The following is a 21412-nucleotide window of genomic DNA, read 5'->3' as shown; positions in this document are numbered from 1 at the left end:
GGTGTACTGGGCAGGAGTGAGGAACTCGTGGCGCTCGCCGGTGAACTTGGTCAGCTTCTCGATCACGACCGATCGCGCCGGCATGTTGATGCCGAGCGACAGCGTCTCGGTGGCGAACACGACCTTCACCAGACCTTCCACGAAGCAGGCTTCCACTGCCTCCTTGAACGGCGGGACCATCCCGGCGTGGTGGGCGGCGAACCCTGCCTCGAGCCCGGCCAGCCAACGCCGGTGGTCCAGCACTTCCAGGTCCGCGTCGCTCAGCGACGCGACGTGGCGTTCGGCGAGGTGCCGGATGCGGGCCCGCTCGTCGTCGTCGGTGAGCCGGCGCCCCGAGCGCAGGCAGGCCGCGACCGCGTCGTCGCAGGCGGCCCGGCTGAAGATGAAGTAGATCGCCGGGAGGAGGTCATGCTCATCCAGGAACTCCACCAGCTCCGAGCGGGTCGGGGTGGCGTAGCGCCGGCGGTTGCGGGATCGCCAGGCTTGTCGGGGGTCGACGTCGTAGCGGGAGCCCTGCCGGTTCGGCTTCCCCCCGGTCAGGAGGGGGATGACCACCAGCTCGTCACGCAGTCGGTCCTCGACCGCGAACAGGTTCTCCAGCGCGACCGGCCGGCGCTCCTCGATCACCGTCGCGGTGGGGCCCCGAACGATTGTGATCCAGCTCGTGAGCTCCTCGGCATTGGACACCGTGGCCGACAGGCAGACGAGCCGGACTTCTGCGGGCAGGTGGACGATCACCTCCTCCCACACCGGGCCACGGTACGCGTCCTGCAGGTAGTGCACCTCGTCGAGCACGACGAAGCGCAGACCGACCAAGGCACCCGAGCGGGCGTAGATCATGTTGCGGAGCACTTCGGTGGTCATGACCACGATCGGTGCGTCTGCGTTGATCGTGTTGTCGCCGGTCAGCAGTCCGACCCGCTCGGTCCCGTGGCGCCGGACGAGGTCGTGGAACTTCTGGTTCGACAGCGCTTTGATCGGGGTGGTGTAGAAGGCCTTCCCGCCGGCTCGCAGGGCCAGCTCCACCGCGTGCTCGGCGATGACGGTCTTGCCGGAGCCGGTCGGTGCGGCGACGAGGACCGACTCCCCCCGCTCCAGCGCCGCGATGGCCTCGAGCTGGAACCGATCGAGGTCGAAGTCGTAGCCGCGCTCGGGCATCGAATCGAGGCTACGGCGCGGCCGTGCCGGCCACCTGGCTCTGCGTCCGTCCCTTCCGCCAGTTGAACAGGGCGCCGATCCCGATCGAGCCGAAGTACAGCAGCACCATGGGGATGACGAGAGCCATCATCGTGATCGGATCGCCGCTCGGGGTGATCACCGCGGCGACGATGGCGATGATCACGATCGCCATCCGCCAGAACCGCAGGAGCTGGCGGGGCTTGAGCACGCCGATCATCTGGAGGGCCACCAGGAGCACGGGCGCTTCGAACCCCGCCCCGAAGGCGAGCATCATGTAGGTGGTCAGGGTGAGGTACTTCTCCTGGGTGAAGATCTCGCCGATGTTGTCGCCTCCGAGGCCGAGCAGGAACTCGAGCGCGGGGGTGAGCGACCAGTACGCGAGGGCGGCACCGAAGGCGAAGAGCAGCAGGGAGCTGGCCACGAACGGGATTGCGTACCGCCTCTCGTGGGGGTACAGCGCGGGGGTGACGAATCGCCAGAGCTGCCACAGGATCACCGGCATGGCGAAGGCGATGCCGATGTAGGCCGACACCTGCAGCCGGACGGTGAACAGCTCGATCGGGTCGGTGACGAACAGCTGGGCGTCGGGCTTGATCTGCCGGTAGGGGCCGAGCAGCAGCGAGAGCACTGTCGGGTAGAGGATCCACCCCATCACCCCGCCCACCACCACCGCGAGGATGGACTTGATGAGACGCGACCGGAGCTCCGCCAGGTGCTCCCAGATCGTCATCCGGCCGCTTTCGTCGGCCACGTCGCGCGGCACGGCGCTCATGGTCGAAGCCCTCGTTACGCGGCGCTCGAGTCGCTCGTCGGCGACTCTCCGGCAGCGGAGGCCCCAGGCTCGACCCTCGGGGAGGGAGGCTCGACCAGACGGGGACCGGTTGCCCTACCCGCAGGCCTGATCACCGGGTCGTCTTCCAGCTCCATCGCCTGGCGCATCTCCTGCTGGAAGCCGTGCGAGATCCGTCGCAGCTCACCCATGACCCGCGCCGCCTTACGGGTGTACTCAGGAAGCTTGTCCGGCCCGAGCACGATCAGGGCGAGCAGGAGGATGACGAGCACCTCGCCACCTCCGACGTTGAACATGACACAAGTCTACCGGGCGCTGATCTGGCGCAGGGAGTCGCCCACATGGTCGGCTCGCCGGCGACTCTGCTGTGTCGCCCGGGCGATCTGGTGACCGCGTGCCGATGCCTGGCGCACGGTGAGCAGGCTCCGTTTCAGCTCCCGGGCCTCACGGTCGATGGCGTGTGCCAGCCGTAGCGCCACCACCGCAGTCAGGGCCAGGGCCACCGCAGGCAGGAACCACCAGAACGCCACGACACCAGCCTACGAACTCGCCGGTCTCCGAGGCGCCGCGGCCGCGGGACGATCAGCGGTCGTCGAGCGCTCCGAGTGCCTGCCACAGGCGCTCGTCGTCCTGGAGCAGATGGTGGAAGTCGATGAGGTCGTCATGGGTGATGGGCCCGCCCGTGCCACGAGGCTCGGCCAGCTCCAACGGTGGCTCCCAGGTCTCGTAGGAGACCCCCGAGGCGACGAGCAGGTCGATGGTCCGAGCCTCGGCTGGCTTGACCACGGTCATGGCGCACACCGGGCAGCGGAACAGGTAGGTACCCTGGTTGTCGGCGGTGCACACCCGGACGTGCACGTCTCCCGTCGTCAGCTCGACGTCGCCGCATTCGCTGCAACTGGCCCGAATCGTTGCCATCTCCGAGGCCCCTCCTCTCACGCTCACGGGAGGCATCGGCAGCCGTTCTCCGAGGCTTGAGTGCACGAGGGTGGGTCGTTCGGCCCATTTCCGCGCCGCCGCCACCCTGGGTGGGTGGCTGGCGTGGGGGCGACCACCGGGCGAGGATGGCCACATGCCGACCAGGCTCCCATCGCTCGGCCGAACCCCGATCGGCTTCGCCCACCGTGGAGCACGCGCACATGCGCCCGACAACACGCTCGAGGCGTTCCGGCTCGCGCTCCGCCTGGGCGCCACGGGTCTCGAGAGCGACGTGTGGATCACCGCCGACGGCCACCCGGTGCTCGACCACGACGGTGTGGTGGGCCGGCTGCGCCGGACCCGCATCCGGAAGGTGGCCCGCCACGACCTGCCGAGCCACATTCCGACGCTGCGGGAGCTCTACGAAGCGTGCGGCGATGACTTCGAGCTCTCCCTCGACGTGATGGATCCCGCTGCGGTGCCCCGGGTGCTGGCCGTCGCCCGATCGGTGGGCCGAGACGCCGAGGAGCGGCTGTGGCTGTGTCACCACGACTGGACCGTGGTGGCGAGCTGGCGGGAGCTGTCCCCCGCCGTGAAGCTCGTGGACTCGACCCGCATGCGTCACATGAAGGAAGGGCCCGAGCGGCGGGCTGCGGCGTTGAGGGCCGCGACCATCGACGCCGTGAACCTGCACCACACCGACTGGACCGGCGGTTCCGTGACGTTGTTCCACCGCTTCGGGATCCATGCCTTCGCCTGGGACTGCCAGCAGGAGCGGGTGCTGGGTGAGATGCTCGACGCCGGGATCGACGCCGTCTACAGCGATCACGTCGACCGGATGGTCGCCGCACTGGCGCGCGCCGCTTGAGGTCAGAGGGATCCGAAGCGGCTCAACGGCCAGATGCGGAAAAACGCCCGGCCGACCACGTCGCGCTCCGGGATCGGGCCGAACCAGCGGCTGTCGCGCGACGAGCCGCGGTTGTCGCCCATGACCCACAACGAGCCCTCGGGGACGACGCAGGGCTTGTCCTCGGTGCACTTGTCGGTGGGGCCGTTCTCGGTCTTCGTACCGCTCGGCAGGTAGGGCTCGGAGAGCAGCTGGCCGTTGATGTAGACGTGACCGTCGCGGATGACGATCCGGTCGCCGGGCAAGCCGATCACGCGCTTGATGAGATCCTCGATGTCCTCCCCGGTCTGGTCGAGCGGCGGTCGCTCGAAGACCACGATGTCGCCGCGATGAACGTCGTGGAGCCGGTAGCTCAGCTTGTTCACCAGCACCCGGTCGCCGATCTCCAGGGTGGGCACCATCGACTCGGACGGGATGTAGAACGCCTGGAACAGGAAGGTCTTGATGACCAGCGCGAGCACCACCGCGCCGACGATGACGACCACCCACTCGATGAACGAGCGGGCACCGGACGGGCGTCGCTCGGTCACGAGCACATCCTGGGTGGGGAACTCGAAGTTCGGCGTCTGGTCCGGCGAGGGCGGCGCCGGCTCGGGGCTGTCTGTGTTCGTCACCGGCGTTCTCGGGTACGAGTGATGGGAAGGTGGGCCGAGGCTACCCGACGTTCGGGCGACCAGCGGCGCGCTCAGGTGGTCGTGTAGCGCGCCAGCACGCGCGCCGCGGCGTCGGCGCCCGCAGCGGCCAGATCGGCGGGCGCGCTCAGCACCGTCGCGTCGGGGCCCAGGCGCAGCACCAGCCGCTCGAACCACGCCCGGGCGGTGACGGCCAGGGTCACCCGCACCCGGCCGCCCTCGAGCTCGATGACCCCCTCGGTGGGGTACTCGTCGATGACCCACCGAGCCGCCGGCGCGAGCTCGATCGTGACCCTGGGCGCGTCCGGGTCGGGGTGGAACGACGGCGCCAGCTCATCTGGCGGGGGCTGCTCGATCGGTTCGGCCAGCAGCCGCGCGCCGTCGATGCGATCGACGCGGAAGGTCCGGCGGGCCTCCGAGCGGTGACAGTAGGCCTCGAGGTACCACTCGCCACCGCGGGCGAACAGCCGCCACGGGTCCACCACCCGCCGCTGGTGCTCGTCCCGCCCATAGGAGTAGTAGCGGAGCTCGACCCGGCGCTGCTCGGCGATCCCCTCCCGGAGGAGATCCATCGTCGTCTCCTCGGCGTCGCCGAGATCGATGTCGACCGCTGACGGATCCACCCCGAGGACCTCGGCGACCTTCGCCACCCCGCGGGCCAGGGCGCCGCCGGGATCGGCGCCGGGGACCGATTCCAGGCTTCGCCCGGTCACCACCAGCGCGAGGGCCTGATCCGGGGTGAGACGGAGAGGCCGCTTGAACCAGTCAGCCAGGTAGATGTGGAGGCGATCCTCCGCGTCGATCTCCCAGTCGATGAGCTCGTGGGGGGTGAAGGGGTACACGCCCACCATCCACAGAAGATCGAGCTCCTTCATGAGCTCCGCTCTCGTCAGGCCGAACCGCTGGCAGACCTGCTCGACGGGCGCGCCGCCTGCTTGCCCGACGACCCAGGGGATCAGCGCGAGAAGCCGGCGCAGGCGCGAAGTGGCCGAGATCCGACTCACCGCCCGGACCCTACGAGCTGTTCGAGCCAGCGGATCATCTCGACCCGGCACTCCGGTGGCCCCAGAACGGTGGCGTGATCGAGAAAAGTGAGGGCGAAGGACCGGAACGCCGGCCAGTCGCGCACCGGCACGCGGAACACGGTGCTGCCGTCCGGCCGCGAGTCGGCCACCACGTCCGCCCCGAGGTATCGGCGGGCCCATCCGGCCTGGTCGGCGTCGACGAGCAGCTCGACCTCGACCGGATCTGCGTCCCCGTACTCCCAGGGGCGGCCGAGCTCGTCGTCGGGAACGGTGACGCGCTCAAACGAGCCCGGCGCACCGGCAACCACCGTGCCGACGATACGGTCCAGCCGGAACCGGCGCTCCTCGTCGTGGCCATGGTCGCGGCCAATCACGTACCAGCGTCCGAGTTGGAAGTCGAGGCGGTGGGGGTCGATCGTGCGCTCCCGCTCCTGCTCACCGCTGCGGTAGGTGAACGTGACCGGCCGGCACTCGACCACCGCGCCGAACAGTGGGACGAGCGCCGGCTCGCTCGGCACCTCCGCCAGGTGCTCGCCGCCTTCGCCGACCTGCCCCCCGAGCTTCCAGAGCGCCTCGACGCCCTCCACCCCTTCGATCCGCACGGCGGACAGCGCCAGGTTGAGTGCCGCCAGCTCGTCGGGCTCCAACCCGGGGTCGGGCAGGCGGTACTCGCCGGGGTGGATGCGGTACCCGTCCGCGGGCGGATCACGGAACGGGATGGGCTCGACCGAGATGGGTATCCCCATGTCCCGGAGTGCCTCCTTGTCCCGCTCGAACGCCCGGTGGAACGCGTCGTCGCCCTCCGGGTAGCCGGGCACCCGCTCGCGCAACTCCTCGGCATTGAGCGGTCGAGTGGTGTGCAGCAAGGTCGCTGTCAGGTTCAAGAGCCGCTCGACCTTGTTCATCGCCGGCGATCCTACCGAGACCAGTCCAGGACCTCGGGAAGCCGCTTCGGCTCAGAGCGAGGCGATCAGCTTCTCGACTCGCTCGTCGCGGGCCTTGAACGGGTCCTTGCACAGCACCGTCCGCTGGGCCTGGTCGTTGAGCTTCAGGTGGACCCAGTCGACGGTGTAGTCCCGTTTGCGCTCCTTCGCTCGGCGGATGAACTCCCCTCGCAGGCGGGCGCGGGTGGTCTGCGGTGGGGTCTCCACCGCGGTGTTGATCTCCTCGTCGGTACAGATCCGATCGACCAGGTCGCGCTGCTGCATCTTGTAGAACAGGCCCCGCTCCCGGTTGACATCGTGGTACTGGAGGTCGAGCAGGGCCACCCGTGGGTGGTTGAGCGGCAGCTCGTGCTTGTCGCGATAGGACTCCACGAGCTTGTGCTTGATGACCCAGTCGACCTCCCGGTCGAGACCGAGCGGGTCCTTCTCGAGCTGGGTGAGGCAGTGCTCCCACATACCGAGGGCCTTGAGCTCCCACGCGCTGAGGTCACGACGCTCGGCGAACTTCAGGGCGCGGGCCAGGTACTCACCCTGGATGTCGAGGGCGCTCGCCTCGCGCCCGTTCGCGAGGCGGACCCGGCGGCGGCACGTGATGTCGTGGCTGATCTCGCGGATGGCGCGGATGGGGTTCTCGAGGGTCATGTCCCGCAGGACGACTGACGGCTCCTCCAGCATCCGCAGCATGATGGAGCACGCTCCCACCTTGAGGAACGTGGCGTATTCACTCATGTTCGAGTCGCCCACGATGACATGGAGCCGCCGGTACCGCTCGGCGTCCGCGTGGGGCTCGTCGCGGGTGTTGATGATCGGCCGGGAGCGGGTGGTCGCGCTCGACACACCCTCCCAGATGTGCTCGGCCCGCTGGCTGATGCAGAACATCGCCCCCCGAGCGGTCTGAAGGACCTTGCCCGCCCCGGCATAGATCTGCCGGCTCACGAGGAACGGGATGAGCACCTCGGCGTAGTGGCTGAAGTCGTCACGCCGACTGGTCAGGTAGTTCTCGTGGCAGCCGTAGCTGTTTCCGGCAGAGTCGGTGTTGTTCTTGAAGAGGTAGATCACCCCCCGGATCCCCTCCTCGCGGAGCCGCTGCTCGGCGCTGGCGAGCAGCTGCTCGAGGATCCGCTCCCCCGCCTTGTCGTGCACCACCAGGTCGTAGATCGAATCGCACTCGGGGGTGGCGTACTCGGGATGGGAGCCGACATCGAGGTACAGGCGGGCGCCGTTGGCGAGGAACACGTTGCTCGACCGGCCCCACGAGACCACCCGCCGGAACAGGTAGCGAGCCACCTCGTCAGGGCTCAGCCGTCGTTGCCCGCGCAGCGTGCAGGTGACGCCGTACTCGTTCTCGAGCCCGAAGATGCGCCGCTCCATCGCCCTCACGGTACCGGCCGCCGGGCGGATCCCGTGGACCACCGCCGTCCCCATGGGCTCACCCGCCGGTCGTCACTCCGGTCAGCACCGACCGGGCCTGGCGTGCCATCTCGAGGTCCTCCCGGGCCGCGACCACCGCCACTGCGACAGTCGAGCCCTCCGGGCTCACCACGGTGTCTCCATCGGGCTCGTCGAGCACCTCCGGGAGGCCGAGGAAGCCGAGCCGCGCGCAGGCCATGGCACGGATCTCCGACGCGTTCTCCCCCACCCCCCCGGTGAACACCAACGCGTCGAACCGAGCCAGGGAGGCACGCATGGCCGCGATGCCCTTCACCAGGCGGTGGACATAGACGTCGACCGCCGACGCGGCCTGGGGGTCACCCGAGCGGGCACGGGTGAGGATCACCCGGAGGTCCGGCGTGCCAGCCAGAGCCAACAGCCCACTGCGGTGGTTGAGGGCATCGCCGACCTCGTCGGCGGACAGCCCCGCCCGCTGTTGCAACCACAGCACCGCCGCAGGATCGATGTCTCCGGAGCGGGTGGCCATCACCAATCCTTCGAGCGGTGTGAAACCCATGGTGGTGTCCACGGATCGCCCACCCTCGATGGCCGCCAGCGACGCACCGGCCCCCAGGTGGCAAGTGATCACACTGAGCTGCTCGAGCGGCCTGCCGAGGAGCTCGGCCACCCGTCGGGACGCGTGGGCGTGGCTCAAGCCGTGGAAACCGTAGCGGCGGATGCCGGAGCGCTCCCGCCACGTTGCCGGGACCGCGTAGGTCGTCGCCGCCGAGGGCATGGACGCGTGGTACGCGGTGTCGAAGCAGGCGACCGCCGGCATGCCTGGGAGAAGTGTCGCCAGGTGGCGGATGAGCTCGACGGTGGGCGGATTGTGCAACGGTGCGAGCACCGAGAGCTCATCGAGGGCATGCAACACGGCATCATCGACCAGCGTCGGACCACGGAACCGCTCCCCGCCGTGCACGACGCGGTGGGCGATCGCCGCCGGCTCGACCGACCCTCGAAGGAACCTCTCGACGGCGCCGGGATCCACCGGCACCGGGAGGTGGGCATCCGCGACCACCCGGTCCGCGGGGTCGAGCAACCGGAGCTTCAGGCTGCTCGAGCCGAGGTTGACGACCAGGAGGTGCACTCGGCGATCACCCGCCGGTCCAGGTCCAGTCCCGTACCTCCGGCATGTCCTCGAGGTGCTCGGTGACGTAGACCGCGTGCCGTGCGAGCATCACCCGGCAGTGCTCCAAGAGCTCGTCGGAGCCCCCAGGGCGCCGCCGCGACCGCCGGAGGGCCTGCTGGACGAGCTGGTACCGACTGACGTGGTTCAGCACCACCATGTCGAACGGCGTGGTGGTGGTGCCCTCTTCCCGGTAGCCGCGGACGTGGAACCGGTCGGTGTCGCCCTGACCGTGGATCAGCTCGTGCACGCCTCGTGCGTAGCCGTGGAAGGCGAAGATCACGTGCTGGTCGGGGGTGAACAGGTCGTTGAACTGGAGGAGGTCCATGCCGTGGGGATGGTCGTTGGCCGGCAGGAGCGTCATCAGGTCGACGACGTTCACCACCCGGACCCGCAGGTCGGGCACGAAGCGCCGGAGCAGCTCGGCAGCGGCCAGGGTCTCCATCGTGACGATGTCGCCCGCGCAGGCCAGGACGATGTCGGGGTCCTCACCACCGAAGGTGCTCGCCCAGGCCCACATCCCCGCCCCTCGCGAGCAGTGCTCCCGGGCGGCGTCGATGTCGAGGTACTGGAGCTGAGGCTGCTTGTCGATGACGATGAGGTTCACGTAGCCGCGCGAGCGGAGGCAGTGATCCGCGACCGACAGCAGGCAGTTGGCGTCCGGCGGCAGGTAGATGCGCGAGACCGACGGCTTCTTCGACATCACGGTGTCGATCAGGCCGGGGCCCTGGTGGCTGAAGCCATTGTGGTCGTTGCGCCAGCAGGTGGAGGTCAACAGCAAGTTGAGCGAGGCCACCGGCCGTCGCCAGCCGAGGGTGCTCGCGTGGTCGAGCCACTTGGCATGCTGCACGACCATCGACGCTGACACCATGGCGAACGCCTCGTAGGTGGCGAACAGCCCGTGGCGGCCGGTCAGCAGGTAACCCTCCAGCCAGCCCTCGCAGAGGTGTTCGCTGAGCACCTCCATCACTCGACCTTCGGGCGAGAGGTGCTCGTCGGTGCTCTCGATCGGCTCCATCCAGCAACGGTCTTCGACTTCGAAGACCGCGTCGAGCCGATTGGAGCTCGTCTCGTCCGGGCAGAACAAACGGAAGTTGCGCTGCGAGGCGTTCTTCACGAACACGTCCCGCAGGAAACGCCCCAGGACCCGCGTCGATTCGGCTCGCTCCGCGGCGGGACGGTCGACCGGGATGGCGTAGTCGGTGAAATCCGGGAGGTCGAGGGCCACGAGGACCCGCCCCCCGTTCGCCACGGGGTTGGCGCCCATGCGACGGTCGCCGGTGGGGTTCGCGGCGAGGACGTCCGGGACGGGACAGCCTCCCTGGTCGAAGAGCTCCTCGGGCCGGTAGCTGCGCAACCACTGCTCGAGGATCGCCAGGTGCTCAGGGTCGGTGCGCACGCCAGCGACCGGCACCTGGTGAGCGCGGAACGTCCCCTCGATCTGCTGGCCATCCACGATCGCCGGTCCGGTCCAGCCCTTCGGGGTGCGCAGGACGAGCGCGGGCCAAATCGGCCGGGCCCGGACCCCCCGCTCCCTCGCGTCGGCCTGGATGGCGGCGATCGAATCGAAGCAGTGATCGAGCGCCGAGGCGAGGTCTCGATGCACGTGGTGGGGATCGTCTCCGCTGACGAAGACCGGCGCGTAGCCATGACCCTGGAGGAGGGAGGCGATGTCCTCGTCGCTCGAGCGGCCGAGGACCGTCGCGCTGGAGATCTTGTAGCCGTTGAGGTGCAGGATCGGCAGCACGGCACCGTCCCGGGCCGGGTTCAGGAAGCTGATGCCCTTCCACGAGCCCTCGAGCGGGCCCGTCTCCGCCTCGCCGTCACCGATCACGCAGGCGACGACCAGTTCCGGGTGGTCGAACGCTGCGCCGAAGGAGTGGACGAGCGCGTACCCCAGCTCGCCACCCTCGTGGATCGAGCCCGGGGTGGGGACACTGACGTGGCTGGGAACACCGCCGGGTGTCGAGAACTGGCGGAAGAACCGCAGCATCCCGGCCGCATCCAGCGAGACGTCCGGGTAGATCTCTGAGTACGTACCTTCGAGGTAGACGTTGGCCAGGATGGCCGGGCCACCGTGCCCCGGGCCGGTCACGAGCAGCACGCTCGACCCTCGCTCGCGGATCACCCGGTTGAGATGGGTGTAGATGATGTTGAGCCCTGGCGAGGTGCCCCAGTGGCCGAGCAACCGCGGCTTGATGTGCCCCGCCTCGAGTGGCTCGGTGAGCAGCGGGTTGTCGCGCAGATAGATCTGGCCCACCGTGAGGTAGTTGGCTGCCCGCCAGTGGGCGTCGAGCCGCCGGAGCTCCTCGCCGCTCAGCACCCCCTCGGCCACCAGGCTCGGCTGGTCGTGGCTGGAGCCCATGCTCGGGGACCATACCCGTCTCTCTCGTGGCCGTGACCGGCCGCGTGGTGCCTACGGTCAGCTCGGCGGTGCCTGCTCCCCGAGGTAGCTGCTCAGCTCCTCGTCATCGATGCGCCGAAAGGCCCGGCGGCCGTTGGTGCGCGACAGCACTGCTGCTTCCAGCTCGCTCGGCCCGATACCCCGTTCAGGCCCGGCCAGGGCCTGCACCGTTACCCGCACCGCCTCGTCGAGGGGCAGCCCCGCTCGCCAGGTCTCCTGGAGCCTCGCGGCGATCGCGTCTGCTTCGCCCCCGAGGACGGTGACGTTCTCCTCGTCCATCACGGTGCCGTCGTAGAGGATGTGGAAGAGCTGGTCCTCGCCCGGCTCGGCACCGACCTCGGCCACCAGGATCTCGACCTCCATCGGCTTCATCTCGTGGGTGAAGATCTGGCCGAGGATCTGCGCGTACTGGTTGGCCAGGCTGCGAGCGTCCACGTCCTCCCGGCTGTAGGCATAACCCTTGAGATCGGCGGCGCGGACGCCGGCGATGCGCAGCTGATCGAACTCGTTGTACTTGCCCACACCGGCGAACGCGATCCGGTCGTAGATCTCGCTGATCTTGCGGAGCGTCGAAGAGGGGTTCTCGGCGCAGATCAGGATGCCCTGGTCGTAGAGCACGGCTGCGAGGCTCCGGCCGCGCGCGATGCCTTTGCGGGCGTAGTCAGCCCGGTCCTTCATGACCTGCTCGGGGGCGACGTAGAAGGGCATCGTCATCGCTCGCCACCACCTTCGGTCGTGGTCTCGGGCAACCGGGGTGAGGTGCCTTCGCGCTCGGTGAGGGTGGCCACCAGGTCCTGGAAGCGCTCGGCCACTTCGTCATCGGTGAGGCGCTCGAAACCGCTACTGGTGATGGTGGCGATCACCGGGTAGATGCCGCGGACCAGATCCGGTCCGCCGGTGGCCGAGTCCTCGTCTGCGGCTTCGAACAGGGCCGTGATGGCCAGGTCCACGGCGCCACCCCGATCGATGCCTTCCCGGTAGCCCAGCTTGATCACGGTGCTGGCATGCAGACTCCCCGAACCACTGGCCGCGAAGCGGGTCTCCTCGTAGCGGCCCCCGGTGAGGTCGTACTCGAAGAGCCGGCCCGCTCGGCGGTGGGTGTCGTAGCCGGCGAAGAGCGGTACGACCCCGAGCCCCTGCATCGCCGCCGGGAGGTTGGAGCGCACCATCTGGGCCAGGGTGTTCGCCTTGCCCTCGAGGCTGAGCGCGGTCCCCTCGACCTTCTCGTAGTGCTCGAGCTGGAGCTGGAACAGCTTGACCATCTCCATCGCCGGCCCGGCCGCCCCGGCGATCGCCACCCCGGAGTGCCGGTCAGCCGGGAAGACCTTCTCGATGGCCCGGTGGGAGATGAAGTTGCCCGCAGTGGCCCGCCGGTCACCAGCCATCACCACGCCGTCGGCGTAGCGGATGGCTACCACCGTCGTGCCATGGGCGATCTCGATCCGCTCGCCCGGAGACAGAGTGGGTATCGGCGGTGCAAGCCCGACCCGCCGCAGCAGTTCGGTGAAGCTCGGGCCGGGATCGTCACCCGGCGTGAAAAACGGCATGCTCACGGACGAGCAGGCTACAAGGTGCCGTCCCGAGGGTGACCAGTCGCCTCTTCCGAGGCCCGCTCACGCGGCCTGGCCACGGAAGCCGGCTACTCGCCGCCCTTCTGCACGTACGACTTCACGAACTCCTCGGCGTTGGTCTCCAGGACGTCGTCGATCTCATCCAGCAGCTCGTCCAGCTCAGCCTTGAGCTTCTCACCCCGCTCGGTCGTGACGGGGGCGTCGTCGACCTCGACGTCCTGGCGTTCCTTCGCCGGCTTCTTGATCTGCTCCCGTTCAGCCATCAACCACTCACTCCGTCGCTCGTGCGGTTCGCACCTACGACCCGAGCCGCTCCAGCAGCTCCGCCGACGTCGAACACTCTTCCAACAACGTACCCACGTGCGCCGCTGTTCCGCGCGTCGGCTCCATCATCGGGACCCGGCGGAGGGGATCCTGGCCGACGTCGAACACCAGCGAGTCCCAGTTGGCGGCCACCACGTCATCGGCCCACCGTTGGAGGCACTTGCCCCGGAAGTAGGCCCGGGTGTCGGTGGGGGGCTCGGTGATCGCCTCCCGGACCTCCTCGTCGGTGGTCAGCCGCTCGAGGCCCACCCGCGCCGCCAGGGAGCGCTCGGGGCGGAGGTCGTGGTACTGGAGATCCATCGCTGCGAGACGCGCATCATCCCACCGGAGGCCGTGGCGGTCGCGGTAGCCCTCGATCAGCCGGTACTTGGCAACCCAGTCGAGCTGCGAAGCCAGCGACCCCGGATCGGTCTCAAGGCCCGTGAGTACGGCCTCCCAGCGGCGGAGCACCTCCTGGCCGGTGGACTCGCCCACGCACTCCAGGCCGAACGCGTCGGCGTACTTGCGGGCCCGGTCGTAGAGCTCCCATTGCACCTCGAGCGCCGTGATCGACGAGCCGTCGACGAGCTCGAGCGGCTCGGTCAGCGTGAGGTCGTAGCTCACCTGGCGGAGGGCCCAGACAGGCGTGTTGAACACCAGCTCCCGTGTCAGGAAGTCGTCCTCGACCATCGCCAGCACCAGCGCGGTGGTGCCCACCTTCAGGAAGGTCGACACCTCGGACAGGTTGGCATCCCCCACGATGACGTGCAGGCGCCGGTACTTCTGCGCGTCGGAATGCGGCTCGTCGCGGGTGTTCACGATGGGTCGCTTGAGCGTCGTCTCGAGACCGACCTCCTCCTCGAAGAAGTCGGCCCGCTGCGAGAGCTGGAAGGGGACCTGCTCCGCGGTCATCCCAGCGACCTCGGTGCCCACCTTGCCCGCGCCGGTGAACACCTGCCGGGTGATGAAGTGGGCCATCGCGTGCACGACGATGCGCCCGAAGGGCACGTGGCGGTCCATGAGGTAGTTCTCGTGACAACCGTAGGAGTTGCCCTTGCGGTCGCTGTTGTTCTTGTAGACGACGATCTCCTGGCCTTCGGGCAACAGGCGGCGGGCAGCCTCCATCGATTGCTTGAGAATCTCTTCCGCCGCGCGGTCGTAGACCACCACCGAGCGGGCGTCCGCGCACTCGGGCGTGGACAGTTCCGGGTGTGCGTGGTCCACGTAGTAACGGGCCCCGTTGGTCAGGACGGCGTTGACGAGATGGGTCTCCACCTCGGGCGCCATCGCACCGGCGGCCTGGATGCCTCGAGCGTCGTTGCCCGGTGACTCGTCCTCGAAGTCCCAGCCGACCTTGGACGAGACGGGCTCGCCACCGCGTGCTCGGGTGGTCTCGTTGACGTAGGCGTTGATCAGCATGGAAGACGCCGCGATGGGATTGGAGTCGGGCGCGCCGCGAAGCACGATGCCGTACTCCGTCTCGACACCGCAGATCTTCTTGATCGCCACCTACGTCAGCCTCGGTGTGTCCTACAGGTACTGGCCGGTCGCGACCCGTTCGATGGCCCGCCCGCCCTCTGCTGCCTCGTCGTCATGGCGCTTGATGAGGGTTCGGACGTAGATGATGCGCTCGCCCTTCTTCCCCGAGATCTTGGCCCAGTCGTCGGGGTTGGTCGTGTTGGGCAGGTCCTCGTGCTCTTTGTACTCCTGGTGAATGGACTCGATCAGGTCCGATACCCGGATGCCCTTGGCCTGCTCGGTGATGTACCGCTTGATCGCCAGCTTCTTCGCCCGGCGTACGATGTTCTCGATCATGGCGCCGGAAGAGAAGTCCTTGAAGTACATCACTTCCTTGTCGCCGTTCTGGTAGGTGACCTCAAGAAACTGGTTCTGCTCGCTGGTCTGGTACATCTCCTCGACGGTCTGCTCGATCATCGCCTGCACTGCCTTGGCCGGATCCCCCCCACCGAGGCGCGCCACCTCGGCCGGATCGAGTGGGAGGTCGGGCGTCAGATAACGGGCGAAGATCTGCGCGGCGGCAGACTCATCGGGTCGCTCGATCTTGATCTTCACATCAAGCCGTCCCGGCCGCAGGATCGCGGGGTCGATGAGGTCCTCCCGGTTGGAGGCACCGATCACGATCACGTTCTTCAGCGCCTCGACCCCGTCGATCTCCGCCAGGAGCTGCGGGACGATCGTCGATTCCATGTCGGAGCTGATACCGGTTCCGCGGGTGCGGAACAGCGAGTCCATCTCGTCGAAGAAGACGATGACCGGCCAGCCTTCCTCGCTCTTCTCCCTGGCCCGCTGGAACACCAGGCGGATCTGGCGCTCCGTCTCCCCCACGTATTTGTTGAGCAGCTCCGGGCCTTTGATGTTGAGGAAGTAGCTACGGGCCTCCTTGTCGCCACTGCGTTCGGCCACCTTCTTGGCGAGGGAGTTGGCCACCGCCTTGGCGATGAGGGTCTTGCCGCAACCTGGCGGGCCGTAGAGCAGGATGCCCTTGGGGGCAGGGAGCTTGTGCTCCGCGAACAGCTCCTGGTGGAGGAAGGGCAGCTCGACCGCGTCGGTGATCTGCTCGATCTGGCTGTCGAGCCCGCCGACGTCGTCGTAGGTGATGTCCGGCACCTCCTCCAGGACGAGCTCCTCCACCTCCGGTCGGGGGAGCCGCTCCAGGAGGAGGTTGCTCCGACCATCGAGCAGGACCGAGTCGCCGGCTCGTAGTTTGCTGCCGACCAGGTGTTCGGCCAGCTCAACCACCCGCTCCTCGTCGGCCCGGCCGACGATCATCGCCCGCCGACCGTCGTCGAGCAGCTCCTTGAAGGTCACCACCTCGCCGGTGATCTCCGGGCCGCGGGCCATGACCACGTTGAGGGATTCGTTGAGGACCACCTCCGCGCCGCGCACCAGCTCGTCGGGCCCGAGGTCGGGGTGTACCGAGACACGCATCTTGCGCCCGCCACTGAAGACGTCGACGGTGTCGTCGTCGTTCACCCCGAGTAGCGTGCCGTACGCAGCCGGTGGCTGGGTCAGCTTGTCGACCTCGTCGCGGAGCGCGGCGATGTGCTCCCGCGCCTCCCGCAGGGTGTAGGTGAGCTTCTCGTTCTGCGAAACCGCCTGGGCCAGCTGGCCCTTGGTCTCGAGCAGGCGCTCCTCGAGGGTGCGGACGCGCTTGGGTGCGTCCTGCAGGCGGCGCCGGAGGGAGATCACCTCCTCCTCGAGGGTCTTGGCCTGCTCGCGCAGCTCGGCCATCTCCCGTTCGTAGGCGGCGAGTCGGCGTTCGTATTCGGCCTCGTTGACGGGACCCACCTCCTCGTTCGTGGTCTCACCGGACCCTACACGCGAGCCTCGCGGAATCGGCGGAGCGGACCACATGAGATTTGCGGGCGCTGCCGCGCCCATCCGTGTCGTGCCCGGTCGCCGAGACCATGGGAGGCAGGCGATTTCCCCGGAGATCTCGTTTTTATTCTGGGGGCAGGTAGAGTGCTAGAGAAGCGCCGGTAGACCGGCACCGCTCAGACGAGCGGGACCGACATCCGCGAGCCGCGCAGCCGGCAGTGCCGACACCACGACACACGTAGAAAGGTACGGGCGTAACCATGAAGGTCTGGATCGACCAGGATCTCTGCACCGGCGATGGCCTCTGCGAAGAGATCGCCCCCGACGTGTTCACCCTCCTCGACGACGGGCTGGCCTACGTCAAGGAAGGCGACAAGGTGTTCAGCGATCCCGGCGGTGCCGAGGGGCTCGCGAACGTGCCCGCGGGCCAGGAGGAGGCGGTCATCGAGGCGGCCGAGGAGTGCCCCGGCGAGTGCATCTTCATCGAGGTGGACTGAGCCCGCGTCTCGAGTGCTGACTGCGGGCCGCCAGCACCAGTGACACCGGCTGCCCGAGCACCTGCTTCGGAGGGGGGCCTGAGCGGCCCCCCGTTCGCGTCCAGCGGGCTCACAGGCAGGGCCCCGTCCCCACCGGTGCCGCGCCGGTGACCTCCCCGAGGAACGCCTCGAGCTCGCCGGCAGTCAGCGCATAGGCGGTGCTGGCCCGCTCGGTGGACACCGCGAACACCACGCCGACCACCTGGCCGTCCGACCGCACCACCGGTGCACCCGAGTCGCCCCCCGCGAGCGCCGCGTACAGTTCGAGCACCTTGCGCTCGGCCAGGCCCGCGTCGTAGATGTCGCGCCCGGTGGCGTTCAGCTCCCGGGCCACGAGGAACGGAGCCACTCGAAGCGGACCGCCACCGGGATGGCCGAACACCCCTCCCACCTGCCGCGGCGCCGCCCGGTCCCGGGGCAACGGCGGCCGATCGAGGCGAGGCACCGAGAGCAGCGCCAGATCGCGCTCGGGGTCGAAGCCGACCACCTCCGCGTCGAGCGAGCGGCCGTCGTCGCGCACCACCGTCGTGCGGCGGCTCCCCGCCACCACGTGGGCGTTGGTCGCCACCAGTCCCTCCCCCACCACGAAGCCCGTGCCGTTCTGGATCCGTCGGCAGGCGAGCGCCTCCACCTTGACTACGGAGCGTTGAACCTGCTCCGCGACCGCCCGGGACATCCCCGTCTCGGAGGGGGGCAGGCCAGGGTCGCCGGAAGGAGCGAGAGCAGTGAAGACCGTCGGGAAGCGATCCTCGCCCACGATGGCCCGCAGGGCGCTGGTGGCGTCCGGGGGTGCCGGCAGGTGGGACTCGAGCTGCCGAGCCACCCACGAATCGGATGTCTGGCGCTCCAGCCATCCAGGTGCGCTCGCCGCCAGCGGCAGCAGTATCCAGGCCAACACCACGACCCCGAGCACGCTGGCCACCGCGCCGAGCGCGCCGTCGAGGGTCGTGCCGGCCTTCGTGCGCACGGGCGGCCGGACGTAGTCGCCGAGCAGATAGCCGATCGCCTGCCCGAGGAACATCGTGCTCATCAGCAGCGTCACGGCCACCAGCAGCACGACCGCGTGAGCAGCGTCTTCGACCTGCGTGAGCACTTGCGGCAGCAGCCGGGCCCCGAGCGCGAGGCCGGCGAGCGCTCCGAGCCACGAGAGCACCCGGGTCACGAAACCGATCCGGTATCCCACCACCGCCGCGACCGCCGCCAGCGCGACCAACGCGGCGTCGAGGGCGTTCACCCTGGCCCTCAGCCGCCGAGAAGGCGAGCGTGGGTCAGGAACCCGGTGTGGGCGACCATACGGTGGTCCGGCCGAACCGCCTGCCCCTCGACGTGCCAGCTACGGCTCAGGACCTCGACCGTCTCGGCGAGATCAAAGCGGCTGGCGTCGAGGGCCTCGCGTAGCTGCATCACCTGCACCACCGACGGGGTGTAGGCCAGCAGCACCCCGCCGGGGTGCAGCGCCAGCTCCGCGTGCTTGACCACCTGCCAGGGCTCGGGGAGGTCGAGCACGATGCGGTCCAGGTCCCGCAGGTCGATCCCCTCGTAGCAGTCGCGGACCTCGATCCGGTAGCGCGCCAGCGCCTCCTCTCCGAGGAAGGCCGCCACGTTGTTCCGGGCCCGGGTGGCGAAGTCGTCGCGGATCTCGTAGCCGGTGACCTCGGCGCCGGCACGGAGCAAGGTCATCGACAGCGCCCCCGAGCCCACGCCGGACTCGAGCACCCGGGCGCCGGGGAAGATGTCCGCCAGCATGAGGATCGGCCCGAGATCCTTGGGATAGATGACCTGCGCACCCCGTGGCATCTTGAGCACGAAGTCGGCGAGGGTCGGCCGGACCGCCAGGTAGGGGCTGCCCTTGGTCGACCGCACGGTCGCTCCTTCTTCGGCCCCGATGATCTGGTCGTGCTCGACGTACCCCGCGTGGGAATGGAACTGCCCACCCGGCCGGAGGTTCACCAGGTAACGACGCTTCTTCTGGTCGATGAGCAGCGCTCGATCACCGGCTCGGAACTGCCGGCTCACGACGGGCGCGCCCCGCTGCCGACGTTCAGCTCGACGGGCACGGCGCCTCCAGCGCGCTCCCCTGTCGCCCGCTCTACGAGGCGGCAGAAGGCGCACACCTCGGTGACGGTGGGAGCACCGCAGGATGCGCAGGGCCGGAGAGCGGCCTGGTCCGCCTCGTTCCCGGCCCGGAAGCGCTCGGAGGCTCGGGCCAGGAACCCGAAGTAGAAGTCGTGCTTGCTGCCCGGGGACTGCTGCTCGATGGCGTTGAGGGCCTCCTTGTACCCGAGGTGCTTGTTCCCGGCCGACATCGGGCACTCCTCCACGATGTAGTCGATGCCTCGCAGCACGCAGTAGGCAGCCATCTCACGCTCGGTGAGCCTGACGAGCGGCTTCACCTTGCGGGGGAACCCATCTCGCTCGGGGAGCACCGGGAGCTGGCGGGCGAGGTAGTCGACCTGCCATCGCAGCACGTTGCCGAACAGGACCGCCGCCTCATCGTCGAGGTTGTGGCCGGTGGCCACGACGTCGTAGCCACCTTCGACCGCGATCCGGTCGAAGACGTGTCGCTTGGACAGTCCGCAGGCGGAGCACGGCACCCGCCGGGCGGCGCGCGCCCCGGTGGGGATGTCGAAACCGTACCGGTCTCGGAGGTCGACCTCGATCAGCCGCAGATCGCGGCTCGCCGCGAACTGCCGGGCGTGGTCACCCGAGACGTCGCTGTAGGCGCCGATGCCCAGCCCGACGTAAAGGCCGTCAGCCTCGTAACCCAGGGAGGTGAGCAGATCCCACGCGGCCAGCGAGTCCTTCCCTCCGGAGACCGCGACGAGCACCCGCTCGCCGGGGCCGATCATCGAGAACTCCTCGATCGCTCTGGTCACCTGGTCCCGGCACAAGCGCAAGAAGTGCTCGGCGCAGAACCCGGCGTTGTGCCTGCGAACGTCGATGACCGCCGGCTGGCGGCACACCCGGCACTTCATCAGAGCGCCCCACCAGAGATCACGGGCCGGATTTCGATCACGTCATCGTCCTGCAGCACGACGTCGCCCGTGACCAGCGTGTCGCCGCGGATCACGAGAACGGACTCCCGGTTGATGTCGAGGCGGGCCAGGAGGTGCTGGACGCTCAGAGGACCGGCGACGTCAAGCTCTCGATCGGGGTTGCGGAGGCGGACCTTCACGGCGCCCATGATGGCCTGACCCGGCCGCGATGCCGAAGCGGATCGTGGCGGCACGGCCCCGGGGTCCGGCGACCGCTCAGCGCGCACCGCGGACACGAGCCCTCCTGGCCGAGGGCTCACGTGCCGTGATCACGAGCTGCTCTCCCGGCTCGAGGACCTCCCGGAAGACGACCTCCTCCTCCCGCCGGACCGCCCAGCGCAACGCCCGAGCGCCCCAGGCGAGGCCACCGACGACGAGCCACAGCCGGTTCCCTCCGATGAGGCCTCGGGTGATGCCTTCGGTGCGCGCTCGGCGGAGCAGGCCCGCCAGCATCACACCCTCCGGATCTCGACGATCGTGCGCACCTTCCGGCCTCGCCGTCGACCGAGCACGAACGCCACGGCCACCACGGTGACCACGACCGCCACCGCCACCAGGCCGGCGTAGTTGCGAGCCTCGTCCTCGATCAGCTCCACCTCGCCTTGGATCTCCCTGAACTTCGCTTCGATGTCGTCGCGGGTGATCCGCTGGACCGGGTTGCTCATCGTGGTGTCTCCCGAGTGGTGCGCTGGGCGTGGGGCCCGCGGGTGATGCGGCTGGCGGCGAGGACCGCGAGCAGCACCAGGGCCACTGCGACGATCGCGTAGGGCACGGCCGACCAGGCGCCGTCGAAGGTGTCGCCGGTCTCGGTCTGCAGGGCTCGCAAGGCAGCCAGCGCGAGGAAGAACGTGCCGAGCGAGAGCAGCAGCGCCCCTGACAGCCCGAATGCCAGGTAGCGGCCGAGGTTGCGGAGCGGATCGATCGTCTCCTGCTTCGCGTAGCCTTTGAGGAGCTCCCACAGCTCCTGGGTGATGTCGGCTACCGGCTTCTGCTTGGTCACGGCGGTCCTTCGTCGATGCTCGGCCTCGGTGCGGGCTGGACGGTCACCCCACATGCGCAGGGCACGTTACCCAGGCCGGGTCCCCGCAGCACGAACCGTGTGGTGTCCCGACTACCGACCTGGCACGATCCGGTTCTCCAGGCTGTCCCCATGCAGTGCTGGCGGTGCCGTTCCGAGGTCGACGACGCCGAAGAGGTGTGCCCGACCTGTGGGTGGCGATTCGCCCCCGCCCCGCCCGCTGACCGGGCGGCGACGGCATCCTCGACCCC

The 21412-nt window shown here is 68.9% G+C and carries 25 protein-coding genes; 2 read left to right on the top strand and 23 right to left on the bottom strand.

Annotated features, from left to right (window positions below; all coding sequences use genetic code 11):
- From V7004_RS09450 to V7004_RS09430, 5 genes are all read right to left on the bottom strand, one after another.
- Positions 1 to 1158: DEAD/DEAH box helicase (locus V7004_RS09450; protein ID WP_334143578.1), on the bottom strand; the 1158-nt coding region annotated here is incomplete at its 3' end.
- Positions 1159 to 1168: 10 nt separating this feature from the next.
- Positions 1169 to 1951 (bottom strand): twin-arginine translocase subunit TatC, encoded by a 783-nt coding sequence (gene tatC / locus V7004_RS09445; RefSeq protein WP_334143576.1) that lies wholly within the window; start codon positions 1949 to 1951, stop codon positions 1169 to 1171.
- A gap of 14 nt (positions 1952 to 1965) precedes the next feature.
- Positions 1966 to 2265 carry a Sec-independent protein translocase subunit TatA/TatB gene (locus tag V7004_RS09440; RefSeq protein WP_334143575.1) on the bottom strand — a complete coding sequence of 100 codons (300 nt, stop codon included), beginning with the start codon at positions 2263 to 2265 and terminating at the stop codon, positions 1966 to 1968.
- Positions 2266 to 2274: 9 nt separating this feature from the next.
- The gene (locus V7004_RS09435; protein WP_334143574.1) at positions 2275 to 2499 is read right to left on the bottom strand and encodes a hypothetical protein; all 225 of its coding nucleotides are present in this window, start codon (positions 2497 to 2499) and stop codon (positions 2275 to 2277) included.
- A 52-nt stretch (positions 2500 to 2551) separates the two neighbouring features.
- Positions 2552 to 2887, bottom strand: a complete 336-nt coding sequence (locus V7004_RS09430) for a hypothetical protein (RefSeq protein WP_334143573.1) — start codon at positions 2885 to 2887, stop codon at positions 2552 to 2554.
- Positions 2888 to 3041: 154 nt separating this feature from the next.
- Between V7004_RS09430 and V7004_RS09425 the strand changes: the two genes are divergently transcribed.
- Positions 3042 to 3755, top strand: coding sequence for a glycerophosphodiester phosphodiesterase (locus V7004_RS09425; RefSeq protein ID WP_334143572.1), 714 nt, complete (start codon positions 3042 to 3044; stop codon positions 3753 to 3755).
- Between the two features lie 2 nt (positions 3756 to 3757).
- Here the strand turns inward: V7004_RS09425 and lepB are convergent, their stop codons facing one another.
- The 11 genes from lepB to arc all read right to left on the bottom strand — a co-directional run bounded on the left by lepB (position 3758) and on the right by arc (position 16608).
- Positions 3758 to 4408 (bottom strand): signal peptidase I, encoded by a 651-nt coding sequence (gene lepB, locus V7004_RS09420; RefSeq protein WP_334143570.1) that lies wholly within the window; start codon positions 4406 to 4408, stop codon positions 3758 to 3760.
- A gap of 71 nt (positions 4409 to 4479) precedes the next feature.
- On the bottom strand, positions 4480 to 5430 hold the full coding sequence (locus V7004_RS09415; RefSeq protein ID WP_334143569.1) for a helix-turn-helix transcriptional regulator: 951 nt from the start codon (positions 5428 to 5430) through the stop codon (positions 4480 to 4482).
- The gene (locus tag V7004_RS09410) at positions 5427 to 6356 is read right to left on the bottom strand and encodes a helix-turn-helix transcriptional regulator (RefSeq protein ID WP_334143568.1); all 930 of its coding nucleotides are present in this window, start codon (positions 6354 to 6356) and stop codon (positions 5427 to 5429) included. The genes V7004_RS09415 and V7004_RS09410 overlap by 4 nt, the downstream gene beginning before the upstream one ends.
- Before the next feature lie 51 nt (positions 6357 to 6407).
- On the bottom strand, positions 6408 to 7766 hold the full coding sequence (pafA, locus tag V7004_RS09405; protein ID WP_334143567.1) for a Pup--protein ligase: 1359 nt from the start codon (positions 7764 to 7766) through the stop codon (positions 6408 to 6410).
- A gap of 58 nt (positions 7767 to 7824) precedes the next feature.
- Positions 7825 to 8916, bottom strand: coding sequence for an acetate/propionate family kinase (locus tag V7004_RS09400; RefSeq protein ID WP_334143565.1), 1092 nt, complete (start codon positions 8914 to 8916; stop codon positions 7825 to 7827).
- A 7-nt stretch (positions 8917 to 8923) separates the two neighbouring features.
- Positions 8924 to 11320: a phosphoketolase family protein gene (locus V7004_RS09395; RefSeq protein WP_334143564.1), complete on the bottom strand. Its 2397-nt coding sequence runs from the start codon at positions 11318 to 11320 to the stop codon at positions 8924 to 8926.
- A 57-nt stretch (positions 11321 to 11377) separates the two neighbouring features.
- Positions 11378 to 12073, bottom strand: coding sequence for a proteasome subunit alpha (gene prcA / locus V7004_RS09390; RefSeq protein ID WP_334143563.1), 696 nt, complete (start codon positions 12071 to 12073; stop codon positions 11378 to 11380).
- Positions 12070 to 12906, bottom strand: coding sequence for a proteasome subunit beta (gene prcB, locus V7004_RS09385; protein ID WP_334143579.1), 837 nt, complete (start codon positions 12904 to 12906; stop codon positions 12070 to 12072). Before prcB ends, prcA begins: the two co-directional genes overlap by 4 nt.
- Before the next feature lie 92 nt (positions 12907 to 12998).
- A complete protein-coding gene (locus V7004_RS09380; RefSeq protein WP_334143562.1) occupies positions 12999 to 13193 on the bottom strand; it encodes a ubiquitin-like protein Pup in 195 nt (64 codons plus the stop codon).
- Positions 13194 to 13227: 34 nt separating this feature from the next.
- Positions 13228 to 14742, bottom strand: a complete 1515-nt coding sequence (dop, locus tag V7004_RS09375) for a depupylase/deamidase Dop (protein WP_334143561.1) — start codon at positions 14740 to 14742, stop codon at positions 13228 to 13230.
- Between the two features lie 21 nt (positions 14743 to 14763).
- The gene (gene arc, locus V7004_RS09370; RefSeq protein WP_442968037.1) at positions 14764 to 16608 is read right to left on the bottom strand and encodes a proteasome ATPase; all 1845 of its coding nucleotides are present in this window, start codon (positions 16606 to 16608) and stop codon (positions 14764 to 14766) included.
- 224 nt (positions 16609 to 16832) lie between these two features.
- Here arc and V7004_RS09365 point away from each other — a divergent pair, with 224 nt between their 5' ends.
- On the top strand, positions 16833 to 17069 hold the full coding sequence (locus V7004_RS09365; RefSeq protein WP_208028598.1) for a ferredoxin: 237 nt from the start codon (positions 16833 to 16835) through the stop codon (positions 17067 to 17069).
- Between the two features lie 109 nt (positions 17070 to 17178).
- Here the strand turns inward: V7004_RS09365 and V7004_RS09360 are convergent, their stop codons facing one another.
- The 7 genes from V7004_RS09360 to V7004_RS09330 form a co-directional block, all read right to left on the bottom strand.
- Positions 17179 to 18342 (bottom strand): MarP family serine protease, encoded by a 1164-nt coding sequence (locus tag V7004_RS09360; RefSeq protein WP_334143559.1) that lies wholly within the window; start codon positions 18340 to 18342, stop codon positions 17179 to 17181.
- 8 nt (positions 18343 to 18350) lie between these two features.
- Entirely contained in the window at positions 18351 to 19124 is a 774-nt protein-coding gene (locus tag V7004_RS09355; protein WP_334143557.1) for a tRNA (adenine-N1)-methyltransferase, read from the bottom strand.
- A complete protein-coding gene (locus V7004_RS09350) occupies positions 19121 to 20083 on the bottom strand; it encodes an ATP-binding protein (RefSeq protein ID WP_334143556.1) in 963 nt (320 codons plus the stop codon). Before V7004_RS09350 ends, V7004_RS09355 begins: the two co-directional genes overlap by 4 nt.
- Positions 20083 to 20283: a MoaD/ThiS family protein gene (locus tag V7004_RS09345; protein WP_334143555.1), complete on the bottom strand. Its 201-nt coding sequence runs from the start codon at positions 20281 to 20283 to the stop codon at positions 20083 to 20085. The genes V7004_RS09350 and V7004_RS09345 overlap by 1 nt, the downstream gene beginning before the upstream one ends.
- A 76-nt stretch (positions 20284 to 20359) precedes the next feature.
- Positions 20360 to 20596, bottom strand: coding sequence for a hypothetical protein (locus tag V7004_RS09340; protein WP_334143554.1), 237 nt, complete (start codon positions 20594 to 20596; stop codon positions 20360 to 20362).
- Positions 20596 to 20808, bottom strand: coding sequence for a hypothetical protein (locus tag V7004_RS09335; protein ID WP_334143553.1), 213 nt, complete (start codon positions 20806 to 20808; stop codon positions 20596 to 20598). Before V7004_RS09335 ends, V7004_RS09340 begins: the two co-directional genes overlap by 1 nt.
- Positions 20805 to 21143: a hypothetical protein gene (locus V7004_RS09330; RefSeq protein ID WP_334143552.1), complete on the bottom strand. Its 339-nt coding sequence runs from the start codon at positions 21141 to 21143 to the stop codon at positions 20805 to 20807. The genes V7004_RS09335 and V7004_RS09330 overlap by 4 nt, the downstream gene beginning before the upstream one ends.
- Positions 21144 to 21412 lie beyond the last annotated feature (269 nt).

The sequence above is a fragment of the Rhabdothermincola sp. genome (assembly GCF_036846205.1).
In the GTDB taxonomy this organism is placed as follows: Bacteria; Actinomycetota; Acidimicrobiia; order Acidimicrobiales; family Acidimicrobilacustridaceae; genus Rhabdothermincola.
The sequence above is the reverse complement of the archived record's forward strand: the minus strand, read 5'-3'. Positions and strand labels throughout refer to the sequence as shown.

Excerpts from the sequence above, each read along its gene's own strand:
- arc (WP_442968037.1), bottom strand. The coding sequence starts at position 16,608 with ATGTGGTCCGCTCCGCCGATTCCGCGAGGCTCGCGTGTAGGGTCCGGT.
- V7004_RS09430 (WP_334143573.1), bottom strand. The coding sequence starts at position 2,887 with ATGGCAACGATTCGGGCCAGTTGCAGCGAATGCGGCGACGTCGAGCTG.
- V7004_RS09380 (WP_334143562.1), bottom strand. The coding sequence starts at position 13,193 with ATGGCTGAACGGGAGCAGATCAAGAAGCCGGCGAAGGAACGCCAGGAC.
- V7004_RS09410 (WP_334143568.1), bottom strand. The coding sequence starts at position 6,356 with ATGAACAAGGTCGAGCGGCTCTTGAACCTGACAGCGACCTTGCTGCAC.
- V7004_RS09340 (WP_334143554.1), bottom strand. The coding sequence starts at position 20,596 with ATGCTGGCGGGCCTGCTCCGCCGAGCGCGCACCGAAGGCATCACCCGA.
- prcB (WP_334143579.1), bottom strand. The coding sequence starts at position 12,906 with ATGCCGTTTTTCACGCCGGGTGACGATCCCGGCCCGAGCTTCACCGAA.
- V7004_RS09395 (WP_334143564.1), bottom strand. The coding sequence starts at position 11,320 with ATGGGCTCCAGCCACGACCAGCCGAGCCTGGTGGCCGAGGGGGTGCTG.
- V7004_RS09440 (WP_334143575.1), bottom strand. The coding sequence starts at position 2,265 with ATGTTCAACGTCGGAGGTGGCGAGGTGCTCGTCATCCTCCTGCTCGCC.
- V7004_RS09365 (WP_208028598.1), top strand. The coding sequence starts at position 16,833 with ATGAAGGTCTGGATCGACCAGGATCTCTGCACCGGCGATGGCCTCTGC.
- pafA (WP_334143567.1), bottom strand. The coding sequence starts at position 7,766 with ATGGAGCGGCGCATCTTCGGGCTCGAGAACGAGTACGGCGTCACCTGC.
- prcA (WP_334143563.1), bottom strand. The coding sequence starts at position 12,073 with ATGACGATGCCCTTCTACGTCGCCCCCGAGCAGGTCATGAAGGACCGG.
- V7004_RS09350 (WP_334143556.1), bottom strand. The coding sequence starts at position 20,083 with ATGAAGTGCCGGGTGTGCCGCCAGCCGGCGGTCATCGACGTTCGCAGG.
- tatC (WP_334143576.1), bottom strand. The coding sequence starts at position 1,951 with ATGAGCGCCGTGCCGCGCGACGTGGCCGACGAAAGCGGCCGGATGACG.
- V7004_RS09335 (WP_334143553.1), bottom strand. The coding sequence starts at position 20,808 with ATGAGCAACCCGGTCCAGCGGATCACCCGCGACGACATCGAAGCGAAG.
- V7004_RS09425 (WP_334143572.1), top strand. The coding sequence starts at position 3,042 with ATGCCGACCAGGCTCCCATCGCTCGGCCGAACCCCGATCGGCTTCGCC.